The sequence below is a fragment of the Streptomyces piniterrae genome, assembly GCF_005048155.1.
Lineage (GTDB): Bacteria > Actinomycetota > Actinomycetes > Streptomycetales > Streptomycetaceae > Streptomyces > Streptomyces piniterrae.
Genome location: NZ_SUMB01000007.1, coordinates 172,102 through 196,906 on the forward strand (window position 1 = coordinate 172,102; position 24,805 = coordinate 196,906).

18 protein-coding genes and 1 pseudogene are annotated in these 24,805 nt (G+C 72.6%); 9 read left to right on the forward strand and 10 right to left on the reverse strand.

Annotated features, from left to right (window positions below):
- Positions 1–9: 9 nt before the first annotated feature.
- Genes FCH28_RS21210 through FCH28_RS21235 form a run of 6 tightly spaced genes read right to left on the reverse strand, consistent with a single transcriptional unit; the run spans position 10 to position 7,146 of the window.
- Entirely contained in the window at positions 10–876 is an 867-nt protein-coding gene (locus FCH28_RS21210; RefSeq protein WP_136741655.1) for an HpcH/HpaI aldolase/citrate lyase family protein, read from the reverse strand.
- The gene (locus tag FCH28_RS21215) at positions 873–2,144 is read right to left on the reverse strand and encodes a CaiB/BaiF CoA transferase family protein (RefSeq protein WP_136741656.1); all 1,272 of its coding nucleotides are present in this window, start codon (positions 2,142–2,144) and stop codon (positions 873–875) included. The genes FCH28_RS21210 and FCH28_RS21215 overlap by 4 nt, the downstream gene beginning before the upstream one ends.
- The gene (locus tag FCH28_RS21220; protein WP_136741657.1) at positions 2,141–3,589 is read right to left on the reverse strand and encodes an ADP-ribosylglycohydrolase family protein; all 1,449 of its coding nucleotides are present in this window, start codon (positions 3,587–3,589) and stop codon (positions 2,141–2,143) included. The genes FCH28_RS21215 and FCH28_RS21220 overlap by 4 nt, the downstream gene beginning before the upstream one ends.
- A 1-nt stretch (position 3,590) precedes the next feature.
- Entirely contained in the window at positions 3,591–4,781 is a 1,191-nt protein-coding gene (locus FCH28_RS21225) for an ADP-ribosylglycohydrolase family protein (protein ID WP_136741658.1), read from the reverse strand.
- Positions 4,778–6,052 (reverse strand): ADP-ribosylglycohydrolase family protein, encoded by a 1,275-nt coding sequence (locus tag FCH28_RS21230; RefSeq protein WP_246103060.1) that lies wholly within the window; start codon positions 6,050–6,052, stop codon positions 4,778–4,780. The genes FCH28_RS21225 and FCH28_RS21230 overlap by 4 nt, the downstream gene beginning before the upstream one ends.
- Positions 6,049–7,146 (reverse strand): ADP-ribosylglycohydrolase family protein, encoded by a 1,098-nt coding sequence (locus FCH28_RS21235; RefSeq protein WP_136741659.1) that lies wholly within the window; start codon positions 7,144–7,146, stop codon positions 6,049–6,051. The genes FCH28_RS21230 and FCH28_RS21235 overlap by 4 nt, the downstream gene beginning before the upstream one ends.
- A 328-nt stretch (positions 7,147–7,474) precedes the next feature.
- On the opposite strand from FCH28_RS21235, the gene FCH28_RS21240 reads away from it, so the two are divergent.
- The 3 genes from FCH28_RS21240 to FCH28_RS21250 all read left to right on the forward strand — a co-directional run bounded on the left by FCH28_RS21240 (position 7,475) and on the right by FCH28_RS21250 (position 14,553).
- A complete protein-coding gene (locus FCH28_RS21240; RefSeq protein WP_136741878.1) occupies positions 7,475–8,206 on the forward strand; it encodes a VIT1/CCC1 transporter family protein in 732 nt (243 codons plus the stop codon).
- A 289-nt stretch (positions 8,207–8,495) separates the two neighbouring features.
- A complete protein-coding gene (gene gltB / locus FCH28_RS21245) occupies positions 8,496–13,100 on the forward strand; it encodes a glutamate synthase large subunit (RefSeq protein WP_136741660.1) in 4,605 nt (1,534 codons plus the stop codon).
- Complete coding sequence (locus FCH28_RS21250; RefSeq protein WP_136741661.1) at positions 13,093–14,553, forward strand: glutamate synthase subunit beta; 1,461 nt, start codon at positions 13,093–13,095, stop codon at positions 14,551–14,553. Before gltB ends, FCH28_RS21250 begins: the two co-directional genes overlap by 8 nt.
- Before the next feature lie 127 nt (positions 14,554–14,680).
- On the opposite strand, the gene FCH28_RS21255 is transcribed toward FCH28_RS21250, so the two are convergent.
- Positions 14,681–15,361, reverse strand: a complete 681-nt coding sequence (locus FCH28_RS21255) for a hypothetical protein (protein ID WP_136741662.1) — start codon at positions 15,359–15,361, stop codon at positions 14,681–14,683.
- Positions 15,362–15,439: 78 nt separating this feature from the next.
- On the opposite strand from FCH28_RS21255, the gene FCH28_RS21260 reads away from it, so the two are divergent.
- Complete coding sequence (locus tag FCH28_RS21260; protein ID WP_136741663.1) at positions 15,440–16,201, forward strand: ArsR/SmtB family transcription factor; 762 nt, start codon at positions 15,440–15,442, stop codon at positions 16,199–16,201.
- A gap of 32 nt (positions 16,202–16,233) precedes the next feature.
- On the opposite strand, the pseudogene FCH28_RS39305 reads toward FCH28_RS21260, so the two are convergent.
- A pseudogene (locus FCH28_RS39305) lies at positions 16,234–16,341 on the reverse strand (PPOX class F420-dependent oxidoreductase); the annotation flags it as partial.
- On the reverse strand, positions 16,335–16,865 hold the full coding sequence (locus FCH28_RS21270; protein WP_246103061.1) for a hypothetical protein: 531 nt from the start codon (positions 16,863–16,865) through the stop codon (positions 16,335–16,337). The gene FCH28_RS21270 and the pseudogene FCH28_RS39305, both read right to left, overlap by 7 nt.
- Before the next feature lie 165 nt (positions 16,866–17,030).
- Between FCH28_RS21270 and FCH28_RS21275 the strand changes: the two genes are divergently transcribed.
- The 3 genes from FCH28_RS21275 to FCH28_RS21285 all read left to right on the forward strand — a co-directional run bounded on the left by FCH28_RS21275 (position 17,031) and on the right by FCH28_RS21285 (position 19,083).
- Positions 17,031–17,765 (forward strand): MBL fold metallo-hydrolase, encoded by a 735-nt coding sequence (locus tag FCH28_RS21275; RefSeq protein WP_136741664.1) that lies wholly within the window; start codon positions 17,031–17,033, stop codon positions 17,763–17,765.
- A complete protein-coding gene (locus tag FCH28_RS21280) occupies positions 17,762–18,295 on the forward strand; it encodes a GNAT family N-acetyltransferase (RefSeq protein WP_136741665.1) in 534 nt (177 codons plus the stop codon). Before FCH28_RS21275 ends, FCH28_RS21280 begins: the two co-directional genes overlap by 4 nt.
- Positions 18,296–18,387: 92 nt before the next feature.
- Complete coding sequence (locus tag FCH28_RS21285; protein ID WP_136741666.1) at positions 18,388–19,083, forward strand: alpha/beta fold hydrolase; 696 nt, start codon at positions 18,388–18,390, stop codon at positions 19,081–19,083.
- Between the two features lie 31 nt (positions 19,084–19,114).
- On the opposite strand, the gene FCH28_RS21290 is transcribed toward FCH28_RS21285, so the two are convergent.
- Positions 19,115–20,014 (reverse strand): hypothetical protein, encoded by a 900-nt coding sequence (locus tag FCH28_RS21290; RefSeq protein WP_136741667.1) that lies wholly within the window; start codon positions 20,012–20,014, stop codon positions 19,115–19,117.
- Between the two features lie 267 nt (positions 20,015–20,281).
- Between FCH28_RS21290 and FCH28_RS21295 the strand changes: the two genes are divergently transcribed.
- Positions 20,282–21,094 (forward strand): S1 family peptidase, encoded by an 813-nt coding sequence (locus tag FCH28_RS21295; protein WP_136741668.1) that lies wholly within the window; start codon positions 20,282–20,284, stop codon positions 21,092–21,094.
- 171 nt (positions 21,095–21,265) lie between these two features.
- Positions 21,266–24,346, forward strand: coding sequence for an endo-alpha-N-acetylgalactosaminidase family protein (locus tag FCH28_RS21300; protein WP_136741669.1), 3,081 nt, complete (start codon positions 21,266–21,268; stop codon positions 24,344–24,346).
- Positions 24,347–24,805: the final 459 nt, after the last annotated feature.

Genomic DNA, 24,805 nt, shown 5'->3' on the forward strand with positions numbered 1-24,805 from the left:
GGCCCGGGCTCAGCGGCGGCGATGTGCCAGGGCCAGCACCCGCTGGGCGCCGGCGGCCACCGCCGCGTCCACGAACCGGCCGTCCGGCAGTGCCTGCGCCCCGGCGTCCGCCGCGGCCGCCTTGACGATCTCCTCCGCCGCCTCGATCTCCTCGGCGGTGGGCAGATAGGCCGCCTCGATGACCGGCAGCTGGCGGGGATGGATCGCCGCCCGGCCGAGAAAGCCCAGGTCCCGGCCCTGTGCGCAGGACCGGGCAAGCCCTGCCAGGTCGCGTACGTCGGGGTGGACACACTGCGGCGGCGGGGCCAGTCCGGCGGCGCGGGCGGCGATCACCGCCCGGCTGCGCGGCCAGGCCAGCCCCGTCTCGTTGCGCAGCCCCAGTTCCGCCCGGAGGTCGGCCTCGCCGAGCGCGATCCCGCGCAGCGCCGGATGCGCGGTGGCGATGGCGAAGGCGTGCTCCACGCCGAGAGCGGATTCGAGCAGGGCGTAGAGGGCGGGGAGGCGGCCCTCTTCGGGGCCCCCTTCGGTGGCCCAGGCCGCGGCCCGGTGGATGTCCTGCGGGCCGCGCACCTTGGGCAGCCGCAGTCCGGCGAGGCCGGGCAGCGGGGCGAGGGTGCGGATCTCGGTCGCGGCGAGCGGGCCGTCCAGCGCGTTGACGCGGACGTGTACCGGGGCCGGTCCTGGCGCCGGGTCGCTCAGCAGCTCGGCGGTGGCGCGCAGCGCGCGTTCCTTGCGGTCGGGGGCGACCGCGTCCTCCAGGTCGACGACGATCACATCGGCCCCGCTGCGGAGCGCCTTGGCGACCACGTCCGGACGGTCGCCGGGCGCGTAGAGCCAGGTCAGCGGGGTCGTATCGGGTTCGCACCGGAGGGTCACAGGGCACCTGCCGCGCGCAGCCCGGCGATCTCGGGGCCGGTCATGCCGAGGCCGGTCAGCACCTCGTCGGTGTCCGCGCCGTGCGCGCGGCCCGCCCAGTGGATGGCGCCCGGCGTCTCGGACAGCCGGAAGAGGACGTTCTGCATCCGCACCGTCCCGAGCTCGTCGTCCGGGACGTCGGTGAGCGACCCGAGCGCCTGGTACTGCTCGTCCGCCATCACATCGCGGATGTCGTAGACCGGTGCGATGGCCGCCTCCGCCTTCTCGAAGCCGGCGAGCACCTCGGCGCGGTCGTGACGGGCGATCCAGTCGCCGACCGCGGTATCGAGCTCCTCGGCGTGCCGGGCGCGGCCCGCGCCGGTCGCGAACCAGGGCTCGTCGATCAGTTCGGGCCGGCCGACCAGCCGCAGCACCCGTTCGGCGATGGACTGCGCCGAGGTGGAGACGGCGACCCAGGAGCCGTCGGCGGTGCGGTAGGTGTTGCGCGGCGCGTTGTTGGCGGAGCGGTTGCCGGTCCGCTCCTGGACGTATCCGAGCTGGTCGTACCAGAGGGGCTGCGGGCCGAGGACGGTCAGCATCGGCTCGATGATCGCCATGTCGACGACCTGGCCGCGTCCTGTGGTTTCGCGCCCGCGCAGTGCGGCCATCACGGCGTACGACGTGGCGAGCGCGGCGATGGAGTCGGCGAGGCCGAACGGCGGGAGGGTCGGCGGCCCGTCCGGCTGGCCTGTGATCGCGGCGAAGCCGCTCATCGCCTCGGCGAGGGTGCCGAAGCCGGGGCGGTGGGCGTACGGGCCGAACTGCCCGAAGCCGGTGACCCTGGCGAGCACCAGCCGGGGATTGACGGCGGCGAGCTCCGTCCAGGCCAGGTCCCATTTCTCCAGGGTGCCGGGCCGGAAGTTCTCGATGATCACATCCGTTTCGGCGGCGAGCCGGAGCAGCACCTCGCGGCCGCCGGGCGTGGACAGATCGAGGGTGATGGTCTTCTTGTTGCGGCCCAGCAGCTTCCACCACAGGCCGATGCCGTCCTTGGCGGGGCCGTGGCCGCGCGCCGGGTCGGGCCGGCGCGGATGCTCGACCTTGATCACCTCGGCGCCGAAGTCCCCGAGCATGGTGGCGGCGAGGGGACCGGCGAACAGGGTGGCGAGGTCGAGCACCCGGAGTCCGGCGAGCGGGCCGGGGGAGCCGGGAGAACCGGGGGAGCCGGGGGCCGGCGCGTCGGGACGGGGGCGGGCGGCGGCGGGGTCGGCGGGGTGCGGTCCGGTCATGGTGCGGGAGCCTCCGGTGGGTGGTGCCTGGCCAGTGCGGCGGTGCGTGCCGCGAGGGTGTCGAAGCCGACGCCGTCCAGCCCGCCGACCGTGGTGGCGAGCCGGTTGTGCAGGGGCTCGGTCCAGCGGGCGGGGAGCGCGGCGGGGGTGCCGGCGAGCAGTCCGGTGATCGAGCCGGCCGTGGCGCCGTTGGAGTCGGTGTCCCAACCGCCGGACACCGCACGGCAGATGGAGCCGCTGAAGTCGCCGTCGGCATGGGTGAGGGCGGCGGCCAGCAGCGCGGCGTTCGGCACCGCGTGCACCCAGTGGTAATGCCCGTAGGCGGCGTGCAGGCGGTCGACGACGGTGGCGAACCCGGCCGCCGTCCCGGTCGGCTCCTCGCGGGCGGCCGCGATACCGAAGCGGACGGCCCGCGCGAGCCGGGACCGCCCGGGGATCACCGCGAGCCCGGCCCGCAGCGCGTCGTGCACCTCCGAGTTGCCGCCCGCGCCCGCGGCGACGGCGGCCGCCGTGAACATCGCGGCGTACACCCCGTTCGCGGTGTGGCTGAGCGTGGCGTCCCGCCAGGCGGCGGCCGCCGCGGCCCCCGGGTCGCCGGGGTGCGTCCAGCCGAAGACGTCCGCGCGGATCTGCGCGCCGATCCACTCGCGGAACGGGTTGCGGTGGCGGGCGGTGCGGGGCGGCTCGATGCCGTCGAGGAGATTGCGGTACGCGAGGCGCTCGGCGGTGAAGGTCCGGCCGGCGGGCAGTTCGTCCAGCCACAGCCGGGCCACGTCGGTGGTGCGGAAGTCATGGCCGTGGCGTTCGAGGAGCAGCAGCCCGAGCACGGGGTAGTTGAGGTCGTCGTCCTCGGGCATCCCGTCGATGTTCTCGGCGAGCGAGGTGGCTCTGCTGCGGCGGTTCCAGGGGTGCCGGGCGGCCACCGCACGGTCCAGGCCGAGTTCGGTGAACCACGAGGTCAGCGGCCAGTTCCCGGTGGAGCGGGCGAGCGCCCTGATGCCGCTGAGGGGCAGCTTCTCGACGGGCTTGCCGAGCAGGCAGCCGGCCGCCCGCCCGAGCCAGCCGGCCTCCAGCCGGGAGGTCAGGTCACGGTCGTCGCCCCGGGCGCCGCGGGCCGGCGGCGGCTGCCCGCACGCCTCCTGAATGGCCGTCAGCTCGGTGGGTTCATCGGCGGCCGTCGGGCAGGGCAGCAGGGAGAGTTCGTCGAGCAGCTGCCCGGCGAGGGCACGGAGCGCCGGGTCCGCCGGGCTCGGCGAGGCGCCCGCCCGGTCGGGTGCCGACGCCCCGCCCGCCGACCGCCACCGGCGCTCGATCCCGGCGGCCGCCCGGCCGTCCTCGGCCGCCTGCCGCAGCTCATGCCCGATCAGATCCTCGGGCTGCACCCAGGTCAGGCGCAGCGGGCGGGGCCGCGCCGGGCCCGCAGGGAGCACTGCGGTGGCGGTCATCTCAGGCACCCGCGAGGGCCGCGAAGGCCCGCTCGTGGGCGCTGCGGCGGGCCCGGTCACGGCTGAAGATCTCCCGGGTGACCTTGGCCAGCGCCGCGGCGGGCGCGTACAGGTCGAGGCGGCTGGCCCGCGCGACCTCGGCGCTCCATTCGTCGGGCACCGCCGAGGCGCCGCGCAGCGCCCCGACCAGCGCACCGCTCATCGTGGCGATCGAGTCGCAGTCGCGCCCGTAGTTGACCGAGCCGAGGACGGTGGTGCGGAAGTCGCCGTCGCCGACGAGCAGCATGCCCAGCGCGACGGGCAGTTCCTCGATGGCGTGCAGCCGGGACGGGCGGCGGGCGCCCAGCGACGGGTTGCGGTAGTCGGGGCCCACCGTGTCGAAGGGGGCGACGGCCTCGCGCAGCGGGGTCAGCGCGGACTCGAAGTCGCGGTGCGGCAGTGCCGCTTCGCAGACCGCCTCGATCGCGGCGCGGGTGCCGTCCTTGGCGAGCCGGAGCGCGCCGTCGACGACGGTGGCCGGGGTGGCGTTCGGTGCGCAGGCGGCGGCGACGGCCGCGGCGAACACGCCCGCCGCCTCCCGGCCGTACGAGGACTGGTGGGCGCCCGCGATGTCCAGCGCCTCGGCGTAGGCCCGGTCCGGATTCCCGGCGTTGACCAGCCCGACCGGCGCCATGTACATCGCCGCCCCGCAGTTGACGATGTTTCCGACGCCCGCCTCGCGCGGATCGGCGTGCCCGTAGTGCAGCCGTGCCACGATCCACTTCTCGGCCAGGAAGATCCGTTGCAGCGGCAGCGCCTCGGCCTCCAGCTCGGGGATCCAGCGCGGGGTGCCGATCAGATCCGGTACGAGGTGGTCGGCGACGTCGTAGGCGTCGAGGTGGTCGCGGACCTTCTCGTAGACCCGTACCAGCGCATGCGTCATGAGGGTGTCGTCGGTGATGTGGCCGTCGCCCTTGTGGTACGGCGCGATGGGGCGGGCGGTGCGCCAGTCCTCGTGGAACGGGCCGACGATGCCGGTGACCCGGCCGCCGTGCCGCGCCATGATCTGCTCGGGTGTCCAGCCCTCGACGGGCCCGCCGAGCGCGTCGCCGACGGCGGCGCCGACCAGGCACCCGGCGGCCCGGTCCTCCAGGGTCGGTGACGGGGTGTCGGCCGGTGGGCGGGTGGTGGTGTTCGCGGTGGTCGCCGTCATGCGCGGGCGAGTCCTTCCAGGGTCGGGCCGGGGGGCGGGGGAGCGGGGTCGGGGGCGGGGCCGATGTCCTCGGTCCCGGGGAGCGGCAGGGCTTCCGGTGTGGTCAGTTCGGTGCCGGCGAGCAGGCCCGCCAGTTCGACGAGATCGGTGCCGGCCAGCCGTGGCAGCGCGCAGCCGGAGAGCACCCGGCAGGCGTCGCGCCAGGTCGGGGGCAGTTCGCGGGCGCCGCCGAGGGCGCCGGTCAGCGCCCCCGCGAGGGCCGGCGCCGAGTCGGCGACCCGGGAGAGGCAGGCGGCGGCCGGCACCGCCTCGGCGACCAGCCCGTCCGAGGCGACGGCGAGGGCCAGCGCGACCGGGACGGTTTCGGCCGCCGCGATGCCGTAGCTGTAGACGTGGTCGACGATCTCGTGTTCCAGCACCGGGACCAGCGCGAACGCGTTGCCCGGACGGCCGGGCAGATCGGCGGCGACCTCCCGCGCGAGCCGTACCGCGTGCAGCGCGTTGCGGCGGATCTCGGTGCCCTCGGGGAGCTGGTCGAGCGCGGTGTCCACACAGTCGCCGGCCGTCGCGCCGCCGAGCGCGGCCGCCACCGCGGCGGCCATCGCGCGGGCGCCGTGCACCCCGTCGCCGTCCTGGGTGTAGCGCGCGTCGTACTCGGCCAGCTCGGCCGCCGAGGCGGGGTCGCCGGGGTGGACGACGGCGAGGACGGCGGCCCGTACGCAGGCCGCGTCGTCGAAGAAGTGCGGGTTGTCGTGGCCGGTGGCGGGCGGCCGCAGCCCGGTCGCGAGGTTGCCGAGCCCGGCCCGTACGGAGATCCGGGCGCGCAGCGGCAGCACCGCGGACTCCACTTCCGGCGCCCGGTCGGCGGCCGCGGCGACCTCGCTGGCCAGCGCGTTCCAGGCGAGGTCGATGGCGGCCCGCATCCGGCGGACCCGGCCGAGGTCGCTGAGCAGCGCCCCGGCCGCGGTGAGCACGGATTCGGCGGTGAAGGCCGCCCACTCGGCGTCGTCGGAGGGGCCCAGCCGCAGCGGCTCGGGCGGCTGGTTGAGGGCGATCGGCACGGGCAGCGTGGTGGTGGCGTTCTGCTCGGCGAAGGTGTCCAGCTCGCGGGTCAGCCGCCGGGTCCACTCGGGCATCCGGGCCGCCCGGTGCCGCGCCGCCGGCCAGCCCGCGGCGTCGCCGGCGGCCAGCCCGAGCAGCAGGCCCTCGATACGGCCGCGGGCGCGGGCGATGTCGGCCGAGCCGGCCGGGTCCGTCGCCGGGCCGTTCATCCGGCCACCCCGGCCGGCTCGGCGGCACCGGTCCCCGACGGGACGAGCAGGTCCGCGATGTCCAGCACGTGGTAGCCCGCCATCGACGGCAGACAGCTGCCGAGGGCCGGGCCGATGGCGGCGGTCCACGACTCGGGGATCGCGGCGGCCCCGTTCAGCGCCCCGGCGAGTGCCCCGGCGACCGCCGCCGTGGTGTCGGCGTCCCGGCCCATGTTGACCGCGGTCAGCACCGAGGCGGTGAAGTCGCCGCGGGCTGCGGTGAACGCCCCGAAGGCGAGGCCGACGGCTTCGGGGGCCAGGTCCGTCCAGGGGTAGCCGCCGATGACGACGGCGGAGCGCACCGCCCGCTCGGTGCCGAGTCGGGTGATGCCCGGATCGTGCCGGCAGCGCTGCGCGGCGCCCACCGCGCGGCGCAGCGAGCGCGCGGTCCAGGAGTCCTCGGGGACGACGGAGAGCGCGGCGGCGATCACCGCGTCCAGGTTGGGGGTCCCCCCTGGACCGGAGGTCGACGGCCCCGGGGGGAGGGCGACCATGGCGGTGGCGACCCCGGCGGCGACCGCACGGCCGCCGTAGATCCCCTCGCCGTCGTGGCTGACGGTGCCGTCGATGGCGACCAGCCGGGCGGCCTCGGCGGGCCGTCCGGCGGCGAACACCCCGAACGGCGCGGCGCGCATCGCCAGGCCGTCGCTCCAGGCGTGCCGGTGCTGCGCCGAAATCGGCGCCGCCAGGCCGCGGCGGAGGTTCTCCAGCGTGCCGCGCTCGCTGAACCCGGCGCCGCGGAACGGGCCCTCGTCGCGGTCCGCGATCCACTGGTGCCAGGCGGCCTCGACGTCGGCGACGGTCAGCGCCGAGCCGTGCGCGGCGAGCAGCAGCCCGGAGAAGATCGCGTACTCGGTGTCGTCGGTGCCGGCCGGAACGTCCTCGACGAACCCCTCGATCCGGCCCCAGCGGCGCCGGATCTGGGAGGGCTTCATGTTCTCCGCGGGTGCCCCGAGCGCGTCGCCGACCGCCAGCCCGAGCATCGCGCCCCGCGCCCGGTCCTGCAGCTCGCCGGCGGCGCTGGGCTCCGCGGCCGGGAGGTCCGGTGCGCTCATGGCGGGCGCCCTTCTGTCCGTCGGGTGGGTCGAACCACTGCGCTGTATCCGTGCCACGCCCGAGCCCCGCTCTCCTCCCGGAGACGGCAGGGTCACCCGGTCGACTCCCTGCGAAGGCACCCCCCGGCATCCCGGATCGCCACCCGAAATGCCGTGTGACTCAGATCACACTCTCTGCGTCGCGACAAAACCGCAGGTCAGCGCGGTAAGTACGGCCTTCCTTGCTAGCGGGGAGGGTGAATTCGCGCATAGCTTCGAGGTGTTCCAGGGGGAAGCGCCGCCATCGGCCCACACCTCGCTGAAGGGAGTAGGTCCCGATATGTCCGTCATGGAGATCATGGACACCGCGGCTCCGACACATGTCGCCCACCGCGACAACCACACCCACCGCGATGTGAACGGCGGCTGGCTGCGTCCCGCGGTCTTCGGCGCGATGGACGGGCTGGTCTCCAACCTCGCCCTGATGACCGGCGTCGCCGGCGGCTCCCTGTTGCCGCAGACGATCGTCCTCACCGGGCTGGCGGGCCTGGCCGCCGGCGCCTTCTCCATGGCCGCCGGCGAATACACCTCGGTCGCCTCCCAGCGCGAGCTCGTCCTGGCCGAGCTGGCCGTCGAGCGCGACGAGCTGCGCAAGCACCCCAAGGACGAGCTGGAGGAGCTCGCGGCCCTCTACGCGTCCCGGGGCGTCGAGCCGAAGCTCGCCCGGCAGGTCGCCGAACAGCTCTCCAGGGACCCCGAGCAGGCGCTGGAGATCCACGCCCGCGAGGAATTGGGAATAGACCCGTCCGACCTTCCTTCGCCCGCTGTCGCCGCCGTTTCCTCCTTCGGATCGTTTGCGCTGGGCGCGCTTCTCCCTGTTCTTCCTTATCTGTTGGGGGCGACGGCGATCTGGCCGGCGGTGCTGCTCGCCCTGCTCGGACTTTTCGCCTGCGGGGCGGTTGTGGCGCGGGTGACGGCGCGTTCCTGGTGGTTCAGCGGACTGCGCCAACTGGCCCTGGGTGGCGCCGCCGCGGGTGTGACATATGTCCTGGGAGCTCTCTTCGGAACCGTCGTAGGGTGACGAGTCATGCAGACGACCGCATAATTAACGCGTTACTCGACGGTTTCGAATTCTTGACAGCGGGGCATAAGGCCGAAGCGTCGCGGGCAGAGTCGCTGGCGATCGCCGCCTTGTGGGATGGCTATGTCCGTCCGCGTCCTTGATCCACCGCTGTGCGCGGTGTCCGCATGTTGGAAGGCCCTATCCACTTCTTGGGAATGGCGCCATCCTGTAACCTGCACGAAAATTTCGCGGAGGGCCAACGTCGTCCCTCGGCAATGCCTATGCCACGACGACGTTGGGAGAGCCGATGCGTTCCGCGTCCACGCACTCCGCGACCACCGGCAGCGCCAGCGCCGCCGCTTGGTCGCCCATGGACGGGCGCCCCGCCCAGCAGGGGATGTACGACCCTCGCAATGAGCACGACGCCTGTGGCGTCGGCTTTGTGGCCACCCTCACCGGCGAGGCCAGCCACGCGTTGGTCGAGCAGGCGCTCACCGTCCTGACGAACCTGGAGCACCGCGGTGCCACCGGCTCGGAGCCCGACTCCGGTGACGGCGCCGGCATCCTGCTCCAGGTCCCGGATGCGTTCCTGCGCGAGGACGTCACCTTCGAGCTTCCCGAGGCCGGCGCGTACGCCGTCGGCATCGCCTTCCTGCCGTCCGACGCCCAGGATGCGGCCGCAGCCGTCGCGCGCATCGAGGCCATGGCCGTCGAAGAGGGCCTGAACGTCCTCGGCTGGCGCGTCGTCCCGGTCGCCCCCCAGCTGCTCGGCAACGGCGCCCGCGCCACCATGCCGGCCTTCTCGCAGCTTTTCGTCGGCGACGGCGAGAACACCGGCCTGGCCCTGGACCGCAAGGCGTTCGCGCTGCGCAAGCGCGCCGAGCGCGAGGCCGGTGTCTACTTCCCGTCCCTCTCCTCGCGGACGATCGTCTACAAGGGCATGCTGACCACCGGCCAGCTGGAGCCCTTCTTCCCGGACCTGTCCGACCGCCGCTTCGCCACCGCCATCGCGCTGGTCCACTCGCGGTTCTCCACCAACACCTTCCCGAGCTGGCCGCTCGCCCACCCGTACCGCTTCGTTGCGCACAACGGCGAGATCAACACGGTCAAGGGCAACCGCAACTGGATGCGCGCCCGCGAGTCCCAGCTCGCCTCCAAGCTCTTCGGAAACGAGGACCTGGAGCGGATCTTCCCGGTCTGTACGCCGGACGCCTCCGACTCCGCCTCCTTCGACGAGGTCCTGGAGCTGCTGCACCTCGGCGGCCGCTCGCTGCCGCACTCGGTGCTGATGATGGTCCCCGAGGCGTGGGAGAACTCCACCGCCATGGACCCGGCCCGGCGCGCCTTCTACCAGTACCACTCCACGATGATGGAGCCCTGGGACGGCCCGGCCTGCGTCACCTTCACCGACGGCACCCAGGTCGGCGCGGTCCTCGACCGCAACGGTCTGCGCCCCGGCCGTTACTGGGTCACCGACGACGGCCTCGTCGTGCTCTCCTCCGAGGTCGGCGTCCTGGACATCGACCCGGCCAAGGTCGTCCGCAAGGGCCGCCTGCAGCCCGGCCGGATGTTCCTCGTCGACACCGCCGAGCACCGCATCATCGAGGACGACGAGATCAAGGCGCAGCTCGCCGCCGAGCACCCGTACCAGGAGTGGCTGGACTCCGGCCTGATCGACCTGGCGGACCTGCCCGAGCGCGAGCACATCGTGCACACCCACGCCTCGGTCACCCGCCGCCAGCAGACCTTCGGCTACACCGAGGAGGAGCTGCGGGTCATCCTCGCGCCGATGGCCAAGGCCGGCGCCGAGCCGATCGGCTCGATGGGCACCGACTCGCCGATCGCCGCGCTCTCCGAGCGCCCCCGGCTGCTCTTCGACTACTTCACCCAGCTGTTCGCGCAGGTCACCAACCCGCCGCTGGACGCCATCCGCGAGGAACTGGTCACCTCGCTGATCTCCTCCCTCGGCCCCCAGGGCAACCTCCTGGAGCCGACCGCGTCGTCCTGTCGCAGCGTGACCCTGCCGTTCCCGGTCATCGACAACGACGAGCTGGCGAAGCTGGTCCACATCAACGCCGACGGCGACATGCCCGGCATGAAGGCCGTGACCCTCTCCGGCCTCTACCGGGTCTCCGGCGGCGGCGAGGCACTGGCCGCCCGGATCGAGCAGATCTGCGCCGAGGCCGACGCCGCCATCGACGACGGCGCCCGGCTGATCGTGCTCTCCGACCGCCACTCGGACGCCGAGCACGCGCCGATCCCGTCGCTGCTGCTCACCGCCGCGGTCCACCACCACCTCATCGCCACCAAGGAGCGCACCCAGGTCGGTCTGCTCGTCGAGGCCGGCGATGTGCGCGAGGTGCACCACGTCGCGCTGCTCATCGGCTACGGCGCCGCGGCCGTCAACCCGTACCTGGCGATGGAGTCCGTCGAGGACCTCGTCCGCGCCGGCACGTTCCTGCCCGGCGTCGAGGCCGAGACCGCCATCAAGAACCTCATCAAGGCGCTCGGCAAGGGCGTCCTGAAGGTCATGTCCAAGATGGGCATCTCGACCGTCGCCTCCTACCGCGGCGCGCAGGTCTTCGAGGCCGTCGGCCTGGACGAGGAATTCGTCGCGAAGTACTTCCAGGGCACCGCCACCAAGATCGGCGGCGCCGGTCTGGACGTCATCGCCAAGGAGGTCGCGGCCCGGCACGTCAAGGCGTACCCGGTCTCCGGCATCGCCGCCAGCCACCGCGCGCTGGAGATCGGCGGCGAGTACCAGTGGCGCCGCGAGGGCGAGCCGCACCTGTTCGACCCGGACACCGTCTTCCGGCTCCAGCACTCCACCCGCTCGCGCCGCTACGACATCTTCAAGCAGTACACCGAGCGGGTGAACGAGCAGTCCGAGCGGCTGATGACGCTGCGCGGCCTGTTCTCCTTCAACTCCGACCGGCCCGCCATCCCGCTGGACGAGGTCGAGCCGGCGTCCGAGATCGTCAAGCGCTTCTCCACCGGCGCGATGTCCTACGGCTCCATTTCGCGCGAGGCCCACGAGACCCTCGCCATCGCCATGAACCAGCTGGGCGCCAAGTCCAACACCGGTGAGGGCGGCGAGGACCCGGAGCGGTTGTACGACCCGGCGCGCCGTTCGTCCATCAAGCAGGTCGCCTCCGGCCGCTTCGGTGTGACGTCCGAGTACCTGGTCAACTCCGACGACATCCAGATCAAGATGGCCCAGGGCGCCAAGCCCGGCGAGGGCGGCCAGCTGCCGGGTCACAAGGTCTACCCGTGGGTCGCCAAGACCCGGCACTCCACGCCGGGCGTCGGGCTGATCTCCCCGCCGCCGCACCACGACATCTACTCCATCGAGGACCTGGCTCAGCTGATCCACGACCTCAAGAACGCCAACCCGGCCGCCCGCATCCACGTGAAGCTGGTCTCCGAGGTCGGCGTCGGCACCGTCGCCGCGGGTGTCTCCAAGGCGCACGCGGACGTGGTCCTGATCTCCGGCCACGACGGCGGTACGGGCGCCTCCCCGCTCACCTCGCTGAAGCACGCGGGCGGACCCTGGGAGCTCGGCCTCGCCGAGACCCAGCAGACGCTGCTGCTCAACGGCCTGCGCGACCGCATCGTGGTGCAGACCGACGGCCAGCTCAAGACCGGCCGTGACGTCGTCATCGCCGCCCTGCTGGGCGCCGAGGAGTTCGGCTTCGCCACCGCCCCGCTGGTCGTCTCCGGCTGCGTCATGATGCGCGTCTGCCACCTGGACACCTGCCCGGTCGGCATCGCCACCCAGAACCCGACGCTGCGCGAGCGGTTCAGCGGCAAGGCCGAATACGTCGTCAACTTCTTCCAGTTCATCGCCGAAGAGGTCCGTGAGCTCCTCGCCGAGCTGGGCTTCCGCACCCTCGACGAGGCCGTCGGCCACGCCGAGCTGCTCAACACCGCCAAGGCCGTGGACCACTGGAAGGCGCAGGGCCTGGACCTGGCCCCGCTGCTGCACGTCCCCGAGCTGCCCGAAGGCGCGGTCCGCCACCAGGTCACCGTCCAGGACCACGGCCTGGAGAAGGCGCTCGACAACGAGCTGATCGAGCTCGCCGCCGACGCGCTGGCCGCGGACACCGCCGAGGCCGCCCAGCCGGTCCGGGCCCAGGTCGCGATCCGGAACATCAACCGGACCGTCGGCACCATGCTCGGCCACGAGGTGACGAAGAAGTTCGGCGGTGCCGGTCTGCCCGACGACACCATCGACATCACCTTCACCGGCTCGGCCGGCCAGTCCTTCGGCGCGTTCCTGCCGCGCGGCGTCACGCTGCGCCTGGAGGGCGACGCCAACGACTACGTCGGCAAGGGCCTCTCCGGCGGCCGCGTGATCGTCCGCCCGGACCGGGGCGCCGACCACCTCGCCGAGTACTCGACCATCGCGGGCAACACCCTCGCCTACGGCGCCACCGGCGGCGAACTGTTCCTGCGCGGCCGGGTCGGCGAGCGGTTCTGCGTCCGCAACTCCGGTGCCACGGTGGTCTCCGAGGGCGTCGGCGACCACGGCTGCGAGTACATGACCGGCGGCAACGCGGTCGTGCTCGGTGAGACGGGCCGCAACTTCGCGGCCGGTATGTCCGGCGGTTTCGCGTACGTCATCGACCTGGACAGGAACAACGTCAACAAGGAGCTCGTCGACGCGGTCCACACGCTGGACGACGCCGACAAGCAGTGGCTGCACGAGGTCGTGCGCCGCCACCAGGAGGAGACCGGCTCCACCGTCGCCGCCAAGCTCCTCGCCGACTGGGATGCCGCCGCTGCCCGCTTCAGCAAGGTCATCCCGCCCACATACAAGGCAGTGCTCGCCGCCAAGGACGCCGCTGAGCAGGCCGGACTCTCCGAGTCCGAGACCCACGAGAAGATGATGGAGGCGGCGACCAATGGCTGACCCCAAGGGCTTCCTGAACCACGACCGCGAGGTCGCCAAGACCCGCCCCGTCGAGGAGCGCGTCAAGGACTGGAACGAGGTCTACCAGCCCGGCTCCCTGCTGCCGATCATCAGCAAGCAGGCGTCGCGCTGCATGGACTGCGGCATCCCGTTCTGCCACAACGGCTGTCCGCTGGGGAACCTCATCCCCGAGTGGAACGACTACGCCTACCGGGAGGACTGGAGCGCGGCCAGCGAGCGGCTGCACGCCACCAACAACTTCCCGGAGTTCACCGGCCGGCTCTGCCCGGCACCGTGCGAGTCGGCGTGTGTCCTCGGCATCAACCAGCCGGCCGTCACCATCAAGAACGTCGAGGTCAGCATCATCGACCAGGCGTGGGACAACGGTGACGTCACCCCGCAGCCGCCCGAGCGGCTGTCCGGCAAGACCGTCGCCGTCATCGGCTCGGGCCCGGCCGGTCTCGCCGCCGCCCAGCAGCTGACCCGGGCCGGACACACCGTCGCCGTCTACGAGCGCGCGGACCGTATCGGCGGACTCCTCCGCTACGGCATCCCCGAGTTCAAGATGGAGAAGCGCCACATCAACCGCCGCATCGAGCAGATGCGCGCGGAGGGCACCAAGTTCCGTACGGAGGTGGAGATCGGCCGCGACATCGACGCCGCGAAGCTGCGCAAGCGCTACGACGCCGTCGTCATCGCCGCCGGTGCCACCACCTCCCGCGATCTGCCGGTGCCGGGGCGCGACCTCAAGGGCATCCACTTCGCGATGGAGTACCTGCCGCTCGCCAACAAGGTGCAGGAGGGCGACCTGACCGTCGCCCCGATCACCGCCGAGGGCAAGCACGTCGTCGTCATCGGCGGTGGCGACACCGGCGCGGACTGCGTCGGCACCGCCCACCGCCAGGGCGCGGCCTCCGTCACCCAGCTGGAGATCATGCCCAAGCCGGGCGAGGAGCGGAACCCGGGCCAGCCCTGGCCGACGTTCCCGATGCTCTACAAGGTCACCTCCGCGCACGAGGAGGGCGGCGAGCGGGTCTACTCCGTCTCCACCACCCACTTCGAGGGCGACGAGGACGGCAACGTCAAGGCGCTGCACCTGATCGAGGTGGAGTTCAAGGACGGCAAGCTGGAGCAGAAGCCCGGCACCGAGCGGGTCATCCCCGCCGAGCTGGTCACCCTCGCGATGGGCTTCACCGGCACCGACCAGGAGAACGGCCTGGTCTCCCAGTTCGGCCTGGAGCTGGACGCCCGCGGCAACGTCGCCCGCGACGCGGACTTCGCCACCAACGTCCCCGGCGTGTACGTCGCCGGTGACGCGGGCCGCGGCCAGTCGTTGATCGTGTGGGCCATCGCCGAGGGCCGCTCCGCCGCCCGTGGCGTGGACCGCTTCCTCACCGGAGCCAGCGCCCTGCCGGCCCCCATCAAGCCGACGGATCGCGCGCTGACCGTCTGACAGCGCGCCGTCCCGACGGCCCCAGATGTCCCGTACAACGTCGTACGGAACAACCCGGCGCCTGCCTTCTCCCCGACCGGAGGGCAGGCGCCGGACCCTTTCCGGGACGCTGTGTCCGCTGAACGCTCTACGGGGCGGGGGTGTTCGACGCGGCACTGCGCTGCCCCGGGAAGCGCCGTCCCAGCCGCTCCGCCAGCTCCCGCGCGGGCACCGGCGCCGGCGGGTGCGACGGCACGCCCGAGGGCCGGAAGTCATGCACCGGCGGGCACCACGCCGACAGTTCGATCCCCCGGTCGCCCATCGGCAGCACCCACCGCGGATCCGCGTGCACCCGCAGCACCTGCGCCTCGAAACGCGTCCATGCGCCGTCGGTGACCGTCAGCTCGGGAACACAGCGCGCCTCCAACTGCAGCGGGCAGTCCGCCAGCCGGGGCGTCCGCACCATCTCGGACGGCTCCGTCGGCAGAGCATCGGCCAACTCCGCTTCCGTCAACGGGAGTTGTGCCAACGGTGCCTCCGCCAACGGGAGTTCCGCCAACGGCGGTTCGGTCAAGGCGATGTCCGATGTTGACACCCCACCGTCCGGCCCCTCCTCGGGCCCCCTACCGGGCGGCGACAGGTTGAAGACCACTTCCGGGCGCACCACCAGGTTGCGCGCGGCGCGGCTGCGCGCCGGCAGCCAGGCGCTCACGACCGGGCCGAATTCCCAGGCGATGTCCAGGGCGACCAGCGCGAACGTCCCGTCGTCGTTCTCCGTCGACAGCAACGCCCGAGTGACCGAACTGCTCTTCTCCAGCACGCATTTCATGATTCTTAGGATAGAAGCCGAATCATTCGGCGCTCACCGAAGTGTGATGAACGCTTACTCTCCGCATACTCTCTGCACATGAACCGACCGGAAGTCGATCACGAAAGCGCCGCCGAAACCCCGGACCTGGCCGCCCTCGCGTCGCTGCTCGCGGACCGCACCCGCGCCGCCATCTGCATCGCCCTGCTGGACGGCGGCGCCTGGAGCGCGGGCGAACTGGCCGAATACGCCGCGGTGGCCCCCTCGACCACCACCGAACACCTCAACCTGCTGGTCGCCGGCGGCCTGCTGGCCGAGGAACGGCAGGGCCGGCGGCGCTACGTACGCCTGGCCGGTCCCGACACCGCGGAAGCCCTGGAGAACCTCGCCGGACTGGCCCCCTACCGCCAGGTCCCGGTCCGCTCCCTCGCCGAGGCCAACCACCGCAGGGCCCTGCACCACGCCAGGACCTGCTACGACCACATCGCGGGCGCGCTCGGCGTCGCCATCGCCGAGACGATGACCGAACGCGGCCTGCTGGTCAGGGACTACGGGCCGGCGCTGACCCGGGCGGGCGCGTCCTGGCTCGGCGACCTGGGCATCCCCGACGCGGGTCCGTCCGCCGCCCACCGGGCCCACGTCCGCACCTGCCTCGACTGGACCGTGCGACGGCAGCACCTCTCCGGCGCGGTCGGCGCCGCCCTCTGCCGGCACGCCCTCGACCAGAAGTGGATCACCAAGGCCCCCACCACCCGCATCATCACCGTCACCGAGATCGGCCGGGCGGCCTTCCGCCGCCACCTGGGGCTGGCCGAGGACGTCCTCACACCCTCCCTGACGCTGCTGCCGCCGCGCGCCTGACGCGTCCCACCCACCGGGGCGGTCGGCTGCCGCCCCTCCGCGAGCCGGGCCGGGAAACCACCCGTGGCGACCGGCCCCCAACGCACCGATATCACCCGGATCAGTGACCCGCCCCGCTTGTGGCGGGCGGCCGTCACTTCCCGGCGAGTTGTTTCCCGGTCGCCGCGTCCACGATCTTCCGGTCGTCCAGCGGGCTCGTCAGCCGCACCTTCACCTTGTCGGTGGCGAGCTGCTCGGTGCACATGCCCTTCGCATTCTTCTTCTTGCTCCAGCCGGCGACCACCACGAAGCCCTTCGACTCGTGGGTGTGCACACCGTATTTCGCATCGCACGCACCGTGTCCGACGGTCACCGTGATCTCCCGTGTCGCGGTGTCCTTCGGCCGGTCCGCGCCCACCAGCGGCAGCATCGCGTCCTTCCGCCCGGAGACCGGGGAGACCTTCGGCCAGTCCCGCTCGATCTGGTCCGCCCGCCGCTCGAAGGGATCCTGCTTCTTCGGTGGTTCCGTGCCCACCTTCTGTGTCTGGCCGCCGCAGCCGGACAGCGCGACGGTGCCGGTGGCCGCCATCGCCAGCACGGCGGCCACCGCACGGGAACGGGCACGAGAACGGGAACCGGGATGGATGCCGTTACGGGTGTCGGTATGGGTACGGGGACGTGGCATGTCCTACCTCCTCTGATCGCCGATGGGACGTGCCAGCCGGGATCCCGGTTCCGGTCCCGTTGCTCCCCCACGCCTTAAGGGCGCGGGAGGTACCCCCACCCAGCTCAATCCGCCCACGGCGCAACCCCGGGAGCGCCGGGGCCCGAGCCCGTTAGCGTCCGGGGCATGGACACCGTCACCCTCACCGAGATCACCCCGGACGTCTGGCAACTCCCGTTCCCCGTCGGGCATGTGTATCTCGTCGCCCTGCCCGAGGACGGCTACGCCGCCGTCGACACCGGCATCCCCGGCTCCGCGCCCGCCATCCTCGACGCGCTCGCCCGGCTCGGCGCGAAGCCGGCCGCGCTGCGCCAGATCGTGATCACCCACTCCCACATCGACCACATGGGATCGGCGGCCGACCTGGCCGACGCCACCGGCGCCCGCGTCCTGGCCGGCGCGCAGGACGCACCGGTCATCCGCGGCACCGTCCCCGAGCCCCCGCCCGTGTACACCCCGGCCGAACGTGTCCTGCACGAAGGGGTCATGGCGGGCTTCGCCGACGCCGGGCTGCCGCCGCTGCGCCCTGTCGAGGTGGATGTCGAACTGTACGAGGGGGACACCCTGGACGACTGGGCGGAGCCCGTCCGGGTGCTGCACGTCCCCGGCCACACACCGGGCGGAATCGCGCTGTACCTCCCCGAGAGCGGCCTGCTGTTCCCGGGCGACATCATCGGCTCCGGCGAGGGCCGGGCGGTCCTCGGCCCGTTCAACGTCGACCGCGAGGTGGCCATCGCCTCCTTCCGCCGGCTCGCCACCCTCGACGGCCTGGAGATCGTGTGCGTACCGCACGGCGAGCCGATCCGCACCGGCGCGCGCGACGTCCTGGCGGCCGCCACCCCGGAAAAGGACTGGCTGTGAGCCAGCGTCCCGGCGCGCCCGCCGGGCCGACCGCGTCGTCCGTCACGCTGCCGCTGACCGTCCGCGATCTGCTGCCCGCCGACCTGCCGTCCTGCGGCTGGGCCGGGACCCCGCTCCATCTGGCCAACGTGGCACGGCAGTTGGACCGGGCCCGCCGCGGCGAGGTCGACTACCTCGCGGTCTGCACACCGTCCGGAGCGCCGGTCGCGAAGTGCGGCATCGACTACCGGGTACGGGAGGGCGCCGGCACGCTCTGGCAACTCGCGGTGCTGCCCGCGCTCCAGTCCTGCGGCATCGGCGGCCTGCTCGTCTCCGCCGCCGAACGACGGATAGTCGGCCGTGGCCTGAGCCGCGCCGAACTCTCCGTCGAGGAGGACAACCCGCGTGCGCGTGCCCTCTACGAGCGGCTGGGCTATACCGCGTACGGGCAGGAGACCGAGTCCTGGGACCAGCAGGGGCCGGACGGGGTGGTGCGGCGCCATGAGGCGGTGTGCACGCTGATGCGGAAGGAGCTCGAACGGCCCCTGTGACCCAGGTGAGTTGGCGAGGCGGGTGTGGTTCCACAATGGGTACACGGATTCGTCTCGTCGGGCCGCCGGCGTACGGGGGAGAGGGGCACGGTATGCAGCTGCACACCCACGAGTGGGGGGCCGGTGACCGGATCGCGGTGCTGGTCCACGGGATCATGTCGGACCACCGCACCTGGCGCCGGGTCGGCCCGGCGCTGGCCGACCGCGGCTACCGCGTCATCGGTGTCGATCTGCGCGGCCACGGCCGCAGCCCGCGCGGCCCGTACGGTGCCGAGCTGTTCGCCGGCGACCTCGTGGACACCCTGCCGGCCGGCCCGGAGATCGCGATCGGGCATTCCCTGGGCGGCCTGGCGTTATCCCTCGCGGTGGAGCGGCTGCGACCGGCCCGCGCCGTCTACAGCGATCCGGCGTGGGCCCTCGGCGCCGTCGGCCGGGGGCTGGACCCGGCCGTCTTCGCGCAGCTCAAGGGCGCCTCCCGGGGGGTGGTCAGCGCCTTCAACCCACGCTGGGAGGAAGCCGACGTCGACATCGAACTGGCCACGCTGGCGGCCTGGGACAGCGATACCGCACTCGCACTGTCGGGCCCGCACCTGACGGACCACACACCGGAGCGCCCGGTGGTCCCGTCCATGGTGCAGATAGCCGAGAAGGGATTCCTGTTCACCGAGGACGCACCGGCCGGTCTGACGGCCCGCGGCTTCGAGGTCCGTACGGTGCGGGGCGCCGGCCACACCATCCACCGCGATGACTTCGACGGCTTCATGGCGGGGCTGGACGGCTGGATATAGATCCCGCCGCACGTCCCCCGCGACCCGCGCGCTATGTGTCGCAGTCCAGCAGCGTCCTGCACAGCCCGCAGCGCGCCTGAAGCCGGCCGCGGACCGGGACGCGGATCCGCTGGTGGCAGGTGGGGCAGGGGAACGACACCCGGAGCGGCGCGGGACCCTCGAAGGCGTAGCCGTCGCCGGGGCCGCGCACCGTTCCGCCGCGCCTCGGATCCTGCGCCGTACGCCGGTCCTTGGCGTAGCGGAGCCGGGCGGCCCAGCCCGCGGCGGCCAGCGGCGGCCGCCGGGTGTCGTCACGGGCCCGCGCCCGCCCCGCCGTGTACGCCTCGTACGCCTGCGGGCTGGTGAACCACGGCGCGGGGTCCTCGTCGAAGAACCGCGCGCGTTTCGCCAGCACATAGCCGAATTCCTCCGGCGTCAGATAGCCGAGCTTCTGCGAGAACGGGCCGTGCTCGCGGTACGCGTCCAACAGCAGCCAGCCGGCGCCGAGATAGGTGGTGGCGGTGTCGGTGAGGATCTCGTTGTCGCGGGTGCCGGGGAACGACAGGTCCAGCCGGTGCAGATAGACATGCATCACCTCATGGGCGAGCGCGGCACCGATGTCCTTGCGATGTGTCTTGAAACGTTCGTTGAGCTCGATGAAGTACTCGGGCCCCGCGGTGAGTTCGACGTTCGCGGCATGCTCGATCTCGCGGAAGGACACGACGACGCGGGCATCCGGCAGCCGGAGATGGCGGACCAGCGCACGGGCCACCCGCTGTGCGCCCAGATACAGGTCCTCGCTGTCGTCGAAGGCCACGTCGACGGGCGGCACGGCGGCGGCGAAGGTGCTCACGGTGTCGTACGACAGCCGTTTGAAGAGCGCCGTGATGGCCGAACGCACCATGCCGAGATGGGGAAATCCGTGCTCGATGTCACCGGTACCGGTTGCCACCCGGCCACTGTACGGGTGACCGGGATCTCCCGGTATGAGCCGTACGGGGCGTGGGTAGTACGGAAGTTGGCCGGATGCGCACCCTTGTCACTCTGATCGGCCCCTCACATAATCACAGGGCGCTTTACGGACTCATCCCCCACTGGGTCCGGACGCCTCATGGCGTGCTGCCCGATTCCACGCGCTCGTTCTCGGCAGTCACGTCCGGCTCCCGGTGGTTGGCATGGGCCCGTCATTGACGTGCAACCCCCCACGAAAGGAAGCCCGTTGCGCAGCTACCTGAAGCACCTCAAGAGAAGTGCCGCCGTCGGCGCGGTCGCCCTGGCCGCCTTCAGCCTCCAGCCCGGCTCCGCCACCGCCGCCCCCGAGCCGACCCCCAGCGGCGGCAGCCACACCAAGGTCGTCGGCGGCACCAAGGCCGAACAGGGCGAATACCCCTTCATGGTCCGGCTGTCGATGGGCTGTGGCGGCGCCCTGTACGCCAAGGACATCGTGCTCACCGCGGCGCACTGCGTCGACGGCAGCGGCCCGAACACCGACATCACCGCCACCGCCGGTGTCGTCGACCTGGAGGACTCCAAGGCGATCACCGCCAAGTCCACCGAAGTCCTCCAGGCCCCCGGCTACAACGGCAAGGGCAAGGACTGGGCGCTGATCAAGCTCGACAAGGAGATAGACCTCCCCACCCTGAAGATCGCCGAGGACGACAAGCTCAACAACGGCGACTTCGAGATCGCCGGCTGGGGCGCCGACAAGGAAGGCGGCGACCAGCAGCGTTACCTCCTCAAGGCGACCGTCCCGTTCGTCGACGACGACGCCTGCAAGAAGGCGTACGGCGACCAGCTGACCCCGGGCGACGAGATCTGCGCCGGCAAGCTGGACACCGGCGGCGTCGACACCTGCCAGGGCGACTCCGGTGGCCCGATGTTCCGCAAGGACGACTCCGGCGCCTGGCTCCAGGTCGGCATCGTCTCCTGGGGCGAGGGCTGCGCACGGCCCGGCAAGCCCGGTGTCTACAGCGAGGTGAGCACCTTCGCCAAGGACATCCAGAAGGCCGCCGGGGACCTGGGCGGCAGCTGACCGAGTGACACGTGGGGCCCGGGGACACCGTCCCCGGGCCCTTCGCGTTGTGGTCCGCCACGCGCCCCTTTAGTCCAACATCTGTTCCTCTTTTGTCCATAGGCGCCCACCCCGCACCGGCAGCACGCTGTCCGGCAACAAGCCGTGCCGGTGCGAAGGAGGACAGCGCGCGTGAACCACCAGACAGGCGCCCGCCGCGGGCCCAGCCGCAGAGAGATCGTCGCGGCCACCGCGCTCGCCGGGGCCGCCGCCACCCTCCCGCTCGGCACGCGGACCGCGGCGGCCGCGCCGCACACCGGGGAGGCGGTGCTGCGCTCCGACGCGCTGGAGGTCCGCGTCGACACCGCGTTCCCGCGCATCGTCTCCTACACCGACCGCGGCACCGGCGCCGTCCTGCACGGTCAGGAGACCCCGGTCGCCCAGGTCCTCATCGACGGCACCGCACGCACCCCCACCGTCAGCCACCGGGCCGCCGACGACCGCGCGACCTACACCCTCGCCTTCGACGGCGGCACCACCGTCGACGTGGCCATCACCGTCCAGGGCCGGCAGGTCACCTGGCAGGTCACCGGCATCACCGACACCGCCGCACTGCGCGTCGGCACCCTGGAGATACCGGATCTGGCCCTGCTCAGCGTCCGCAGCGACCAGCCGGGCGCCGCGCTGCTCGCCGCCCGCATCGACCTGGACAAGGCCAGAAGCGGCGACACCCTGGTGAAGGTCACGCCCGGCACGCCCGCCGAGGCGTCGCCCACCGGCTGCGCGTACGCCGTGGTCGCCACCGACCGGCTCGCCGCCGCCATCGAGACCAACACCGTCCACGACCGGCCCACCGGCGGCACCACCTGGGAGAACGGCCGGCTGTCGCGGCAGACCGTCAAGGGCGACGGCTTCGTCAAGGCGCAGCTGGCATGCGGCCAGTGGACCCACCGGGCGGCCGGACAGCCCCTGGACGCCACCGACCCGCTGCCGTACGCCACCGTGATCGTCACCGGCGACCGCAACGGCGACGGCAGGATCGACTGGCAGGACGCCGCGATCGCCCTGCGCGACATCATGGTGACGCCGCTGGGCGCCGACGAGCAGCATCTGCGGGTCGTCCCGCACATCCCGTTCAACTTCGCCAGCCAGGCCACCAACCCGTTCCTCGCCACCCTCGACAACATCAAGCGGATCTCCCTGGCCACCGACGGGCTGCGGCAGTTCACCCTGCTCAAGGGCTACCAGTCGGAGGGGCACGACTCCGCGCACCCGGACTACGGCGGCAACTACAACGAGCGGGCCGGCGGCCTCGCCGACCTCAACGCCCTCCTACGCGACGGGAAGAACTGGCACAGCGACTTCGCGGTGCACGTCAACGCCACCGAGTCCTACCCCGTCGCGCAGGCCTTCTCCGAGACCCTCGTCGACAAGGACGACAAGCAGTGGGACTGGCTCGACCAGTCCTACCGCATCGACCCCCGCCGCGACCTGGTCTCCGGCGACATCGCCCGGCGCTTCGCACAGCTCCGCAAGGAGACCGACCCCGCCCTGAACACCGTCTACATCGACGTCTTCCGCGAATCGGGCTGGAACTCCGACCGGTTGCAGCGGCAGCTGCGCGACCAGGGCTGGCAGGTGACCACCGAATGGGGCCACGGCCTGGAGCGGTCCGCCCTGTGGTCGCACTGGGCGACCGAGACCGACTACGGCCCCGACACCTCGCGCGGTATCAACTCCCGGCTGATCCGCTTCGTCCGCAACCACCAGAAGGACGTCTTCGCCGACAAGTGGCCGACGCTGCTGGGCGCCGCGCGGATGGGCAACTTCGAGGGCTGGGTCGGCAAGACCGACTGGCACGCGTTCTACAAGATCATCTGGGCCGACGCGCTGCCCGCCAAGTACCTCCAGGCGTACCCGATCAAGACCTGGGGCGCGCACGAGATCACCTTCGAGGGGCCCACCAAGACCTCGGTCGGCGACGCGGACGGCACCCGGAAGATCACCACGGACGGGCGGCTGGTCTACGACGGCGGCACCTATCTGCTGCCCTGGGAACCGCGCCGGGCCACCGACCCGGACAAGCTTTACCACTACAACCCCCGTGGTGGTAAGACCAGTTGGGAGCTGCCGCGCGGCTGGTCCGGCACTGGTCAGGTGTATGCCTACCGGCTCACCGACCAGGGCCGTACCGAGGAGACCAGGGTCCCGGTCAGCGGCGGGAAGATCACCCTCACCGCGGAGCCCGGCGCGGCCTATGTCGTCCACCGCGGCAAGGCCCCCACCCAGGCCGACCCCGCCTGGGGCGAGGGCACCCCGCTGACCGACCCCGGCTTCCACTCCGGGACCCTCGACGGCTGGCGGACCACCGGCCCGGCATCCGTCCGACGGACCGCGCTGGGCGACTACGAGCTGGTCATCGGCGCGGGCGGCGCCGCCACCGTCGGCCAGCGGCTCGCCCGGCTGGCGCCCGGCGGCTACGCCGCATCGGTACAGATCGAGGTCGGCGCCAAGGCGGGGGAGCGGCGCCGGGCCGGCCTGGAGGTCCGTACCGCCGACGGCGTCACCGCCGCCAACTGGACCGAGACCTCGACGGCCGGCAACTACGTCGCCGCCGACCGCAAGTCCGGCACCCGCTTCCAGCGGCTGTTCACCCACTTCACCGTCCCGGAGGGCGGCGGCCCGGTCACCCTCACCCTGACCGCGGCGGCCGGCCGGGCCCGGGTCGCCTTCGACAACGTACGGATCGTGCCCGCGGTCCGCAGCACCAGGAAGGGCACGCTGGCCTACGAGGACTTCGAGCACGTACCGCAGGGCTGGGGCGTCTTCGTCAAGGGCGACGCCGGGAAGATCACCGACCCGCGCACCCACATCGCCCAGCGGCACGCCCCGTTCACCCAGCGAGGCTGGAACGGCAAGGCCGTCGACGACGTCATCGACGGCGGACAATCGCTGAAATCACGCGGCGAGAACAGCGGACTGGTCTACCGGACGGTGCCGCACACCGTCCGCTTCACCGCTGGCCGCCGCTACCGGGTCGCCTTCCGCTACGAGAACGAGAAGGCCGGACAGTACGCCTGGGTCACCGCCGTCGACGAACCCGAGGCCCGCGAACTGACCCGCGAGCCGCTGCCGGTCGCCACCCAACCCGCCACCTTCGCCTACGAGTTCACCGCCCCGGCCCGCGGCGAGGCCTGGGTCGGGCTGCGCAAGGTGGGGGACGACGGGACGGCGGAATTCGTCCTGGATGCCTTCGAGGTGCGGGAGCTGTAGGGGCGGTGCCCACCCCACCACCCCCACCGCCGCCTCGGCGCGGCGCGCAGGGACGCAGACCGGGCGCCCCCGCCCCTGCCCCCACAAGGGGCGGGGCGCCCTCCAGCTCCAAGCCGCGGGTCCGCCCGGGCAGCACGAGATCGGCGTCGCCGGGACGGCAGCGCAGGGTCAGCGTGCCCCGGTAGAGCCCCCCTCGCCCCCGGCGCCCTCGCCGAGCCCCCGTTTTCCCCGCCGAGCGCCTCGCGCCCCGCCCCCGCCAACGGCCGGAACGGCACCCTGTCCAGCGCCCCGTCCCCCTCCAGCGCGTCCAGCCGCGGCCCGCGCGCCCGTACGCCGTGCAGAAACTGCCGCTCGTGCAGCAGCCCGCCGGTGATCCCCTTGGACTCCGCCAGCCGCGGCGCGTAGTTGACCCGCCCCAGCGACCCCACTGGATTTCCAGCGAGGGCACCTTCGCCTTTG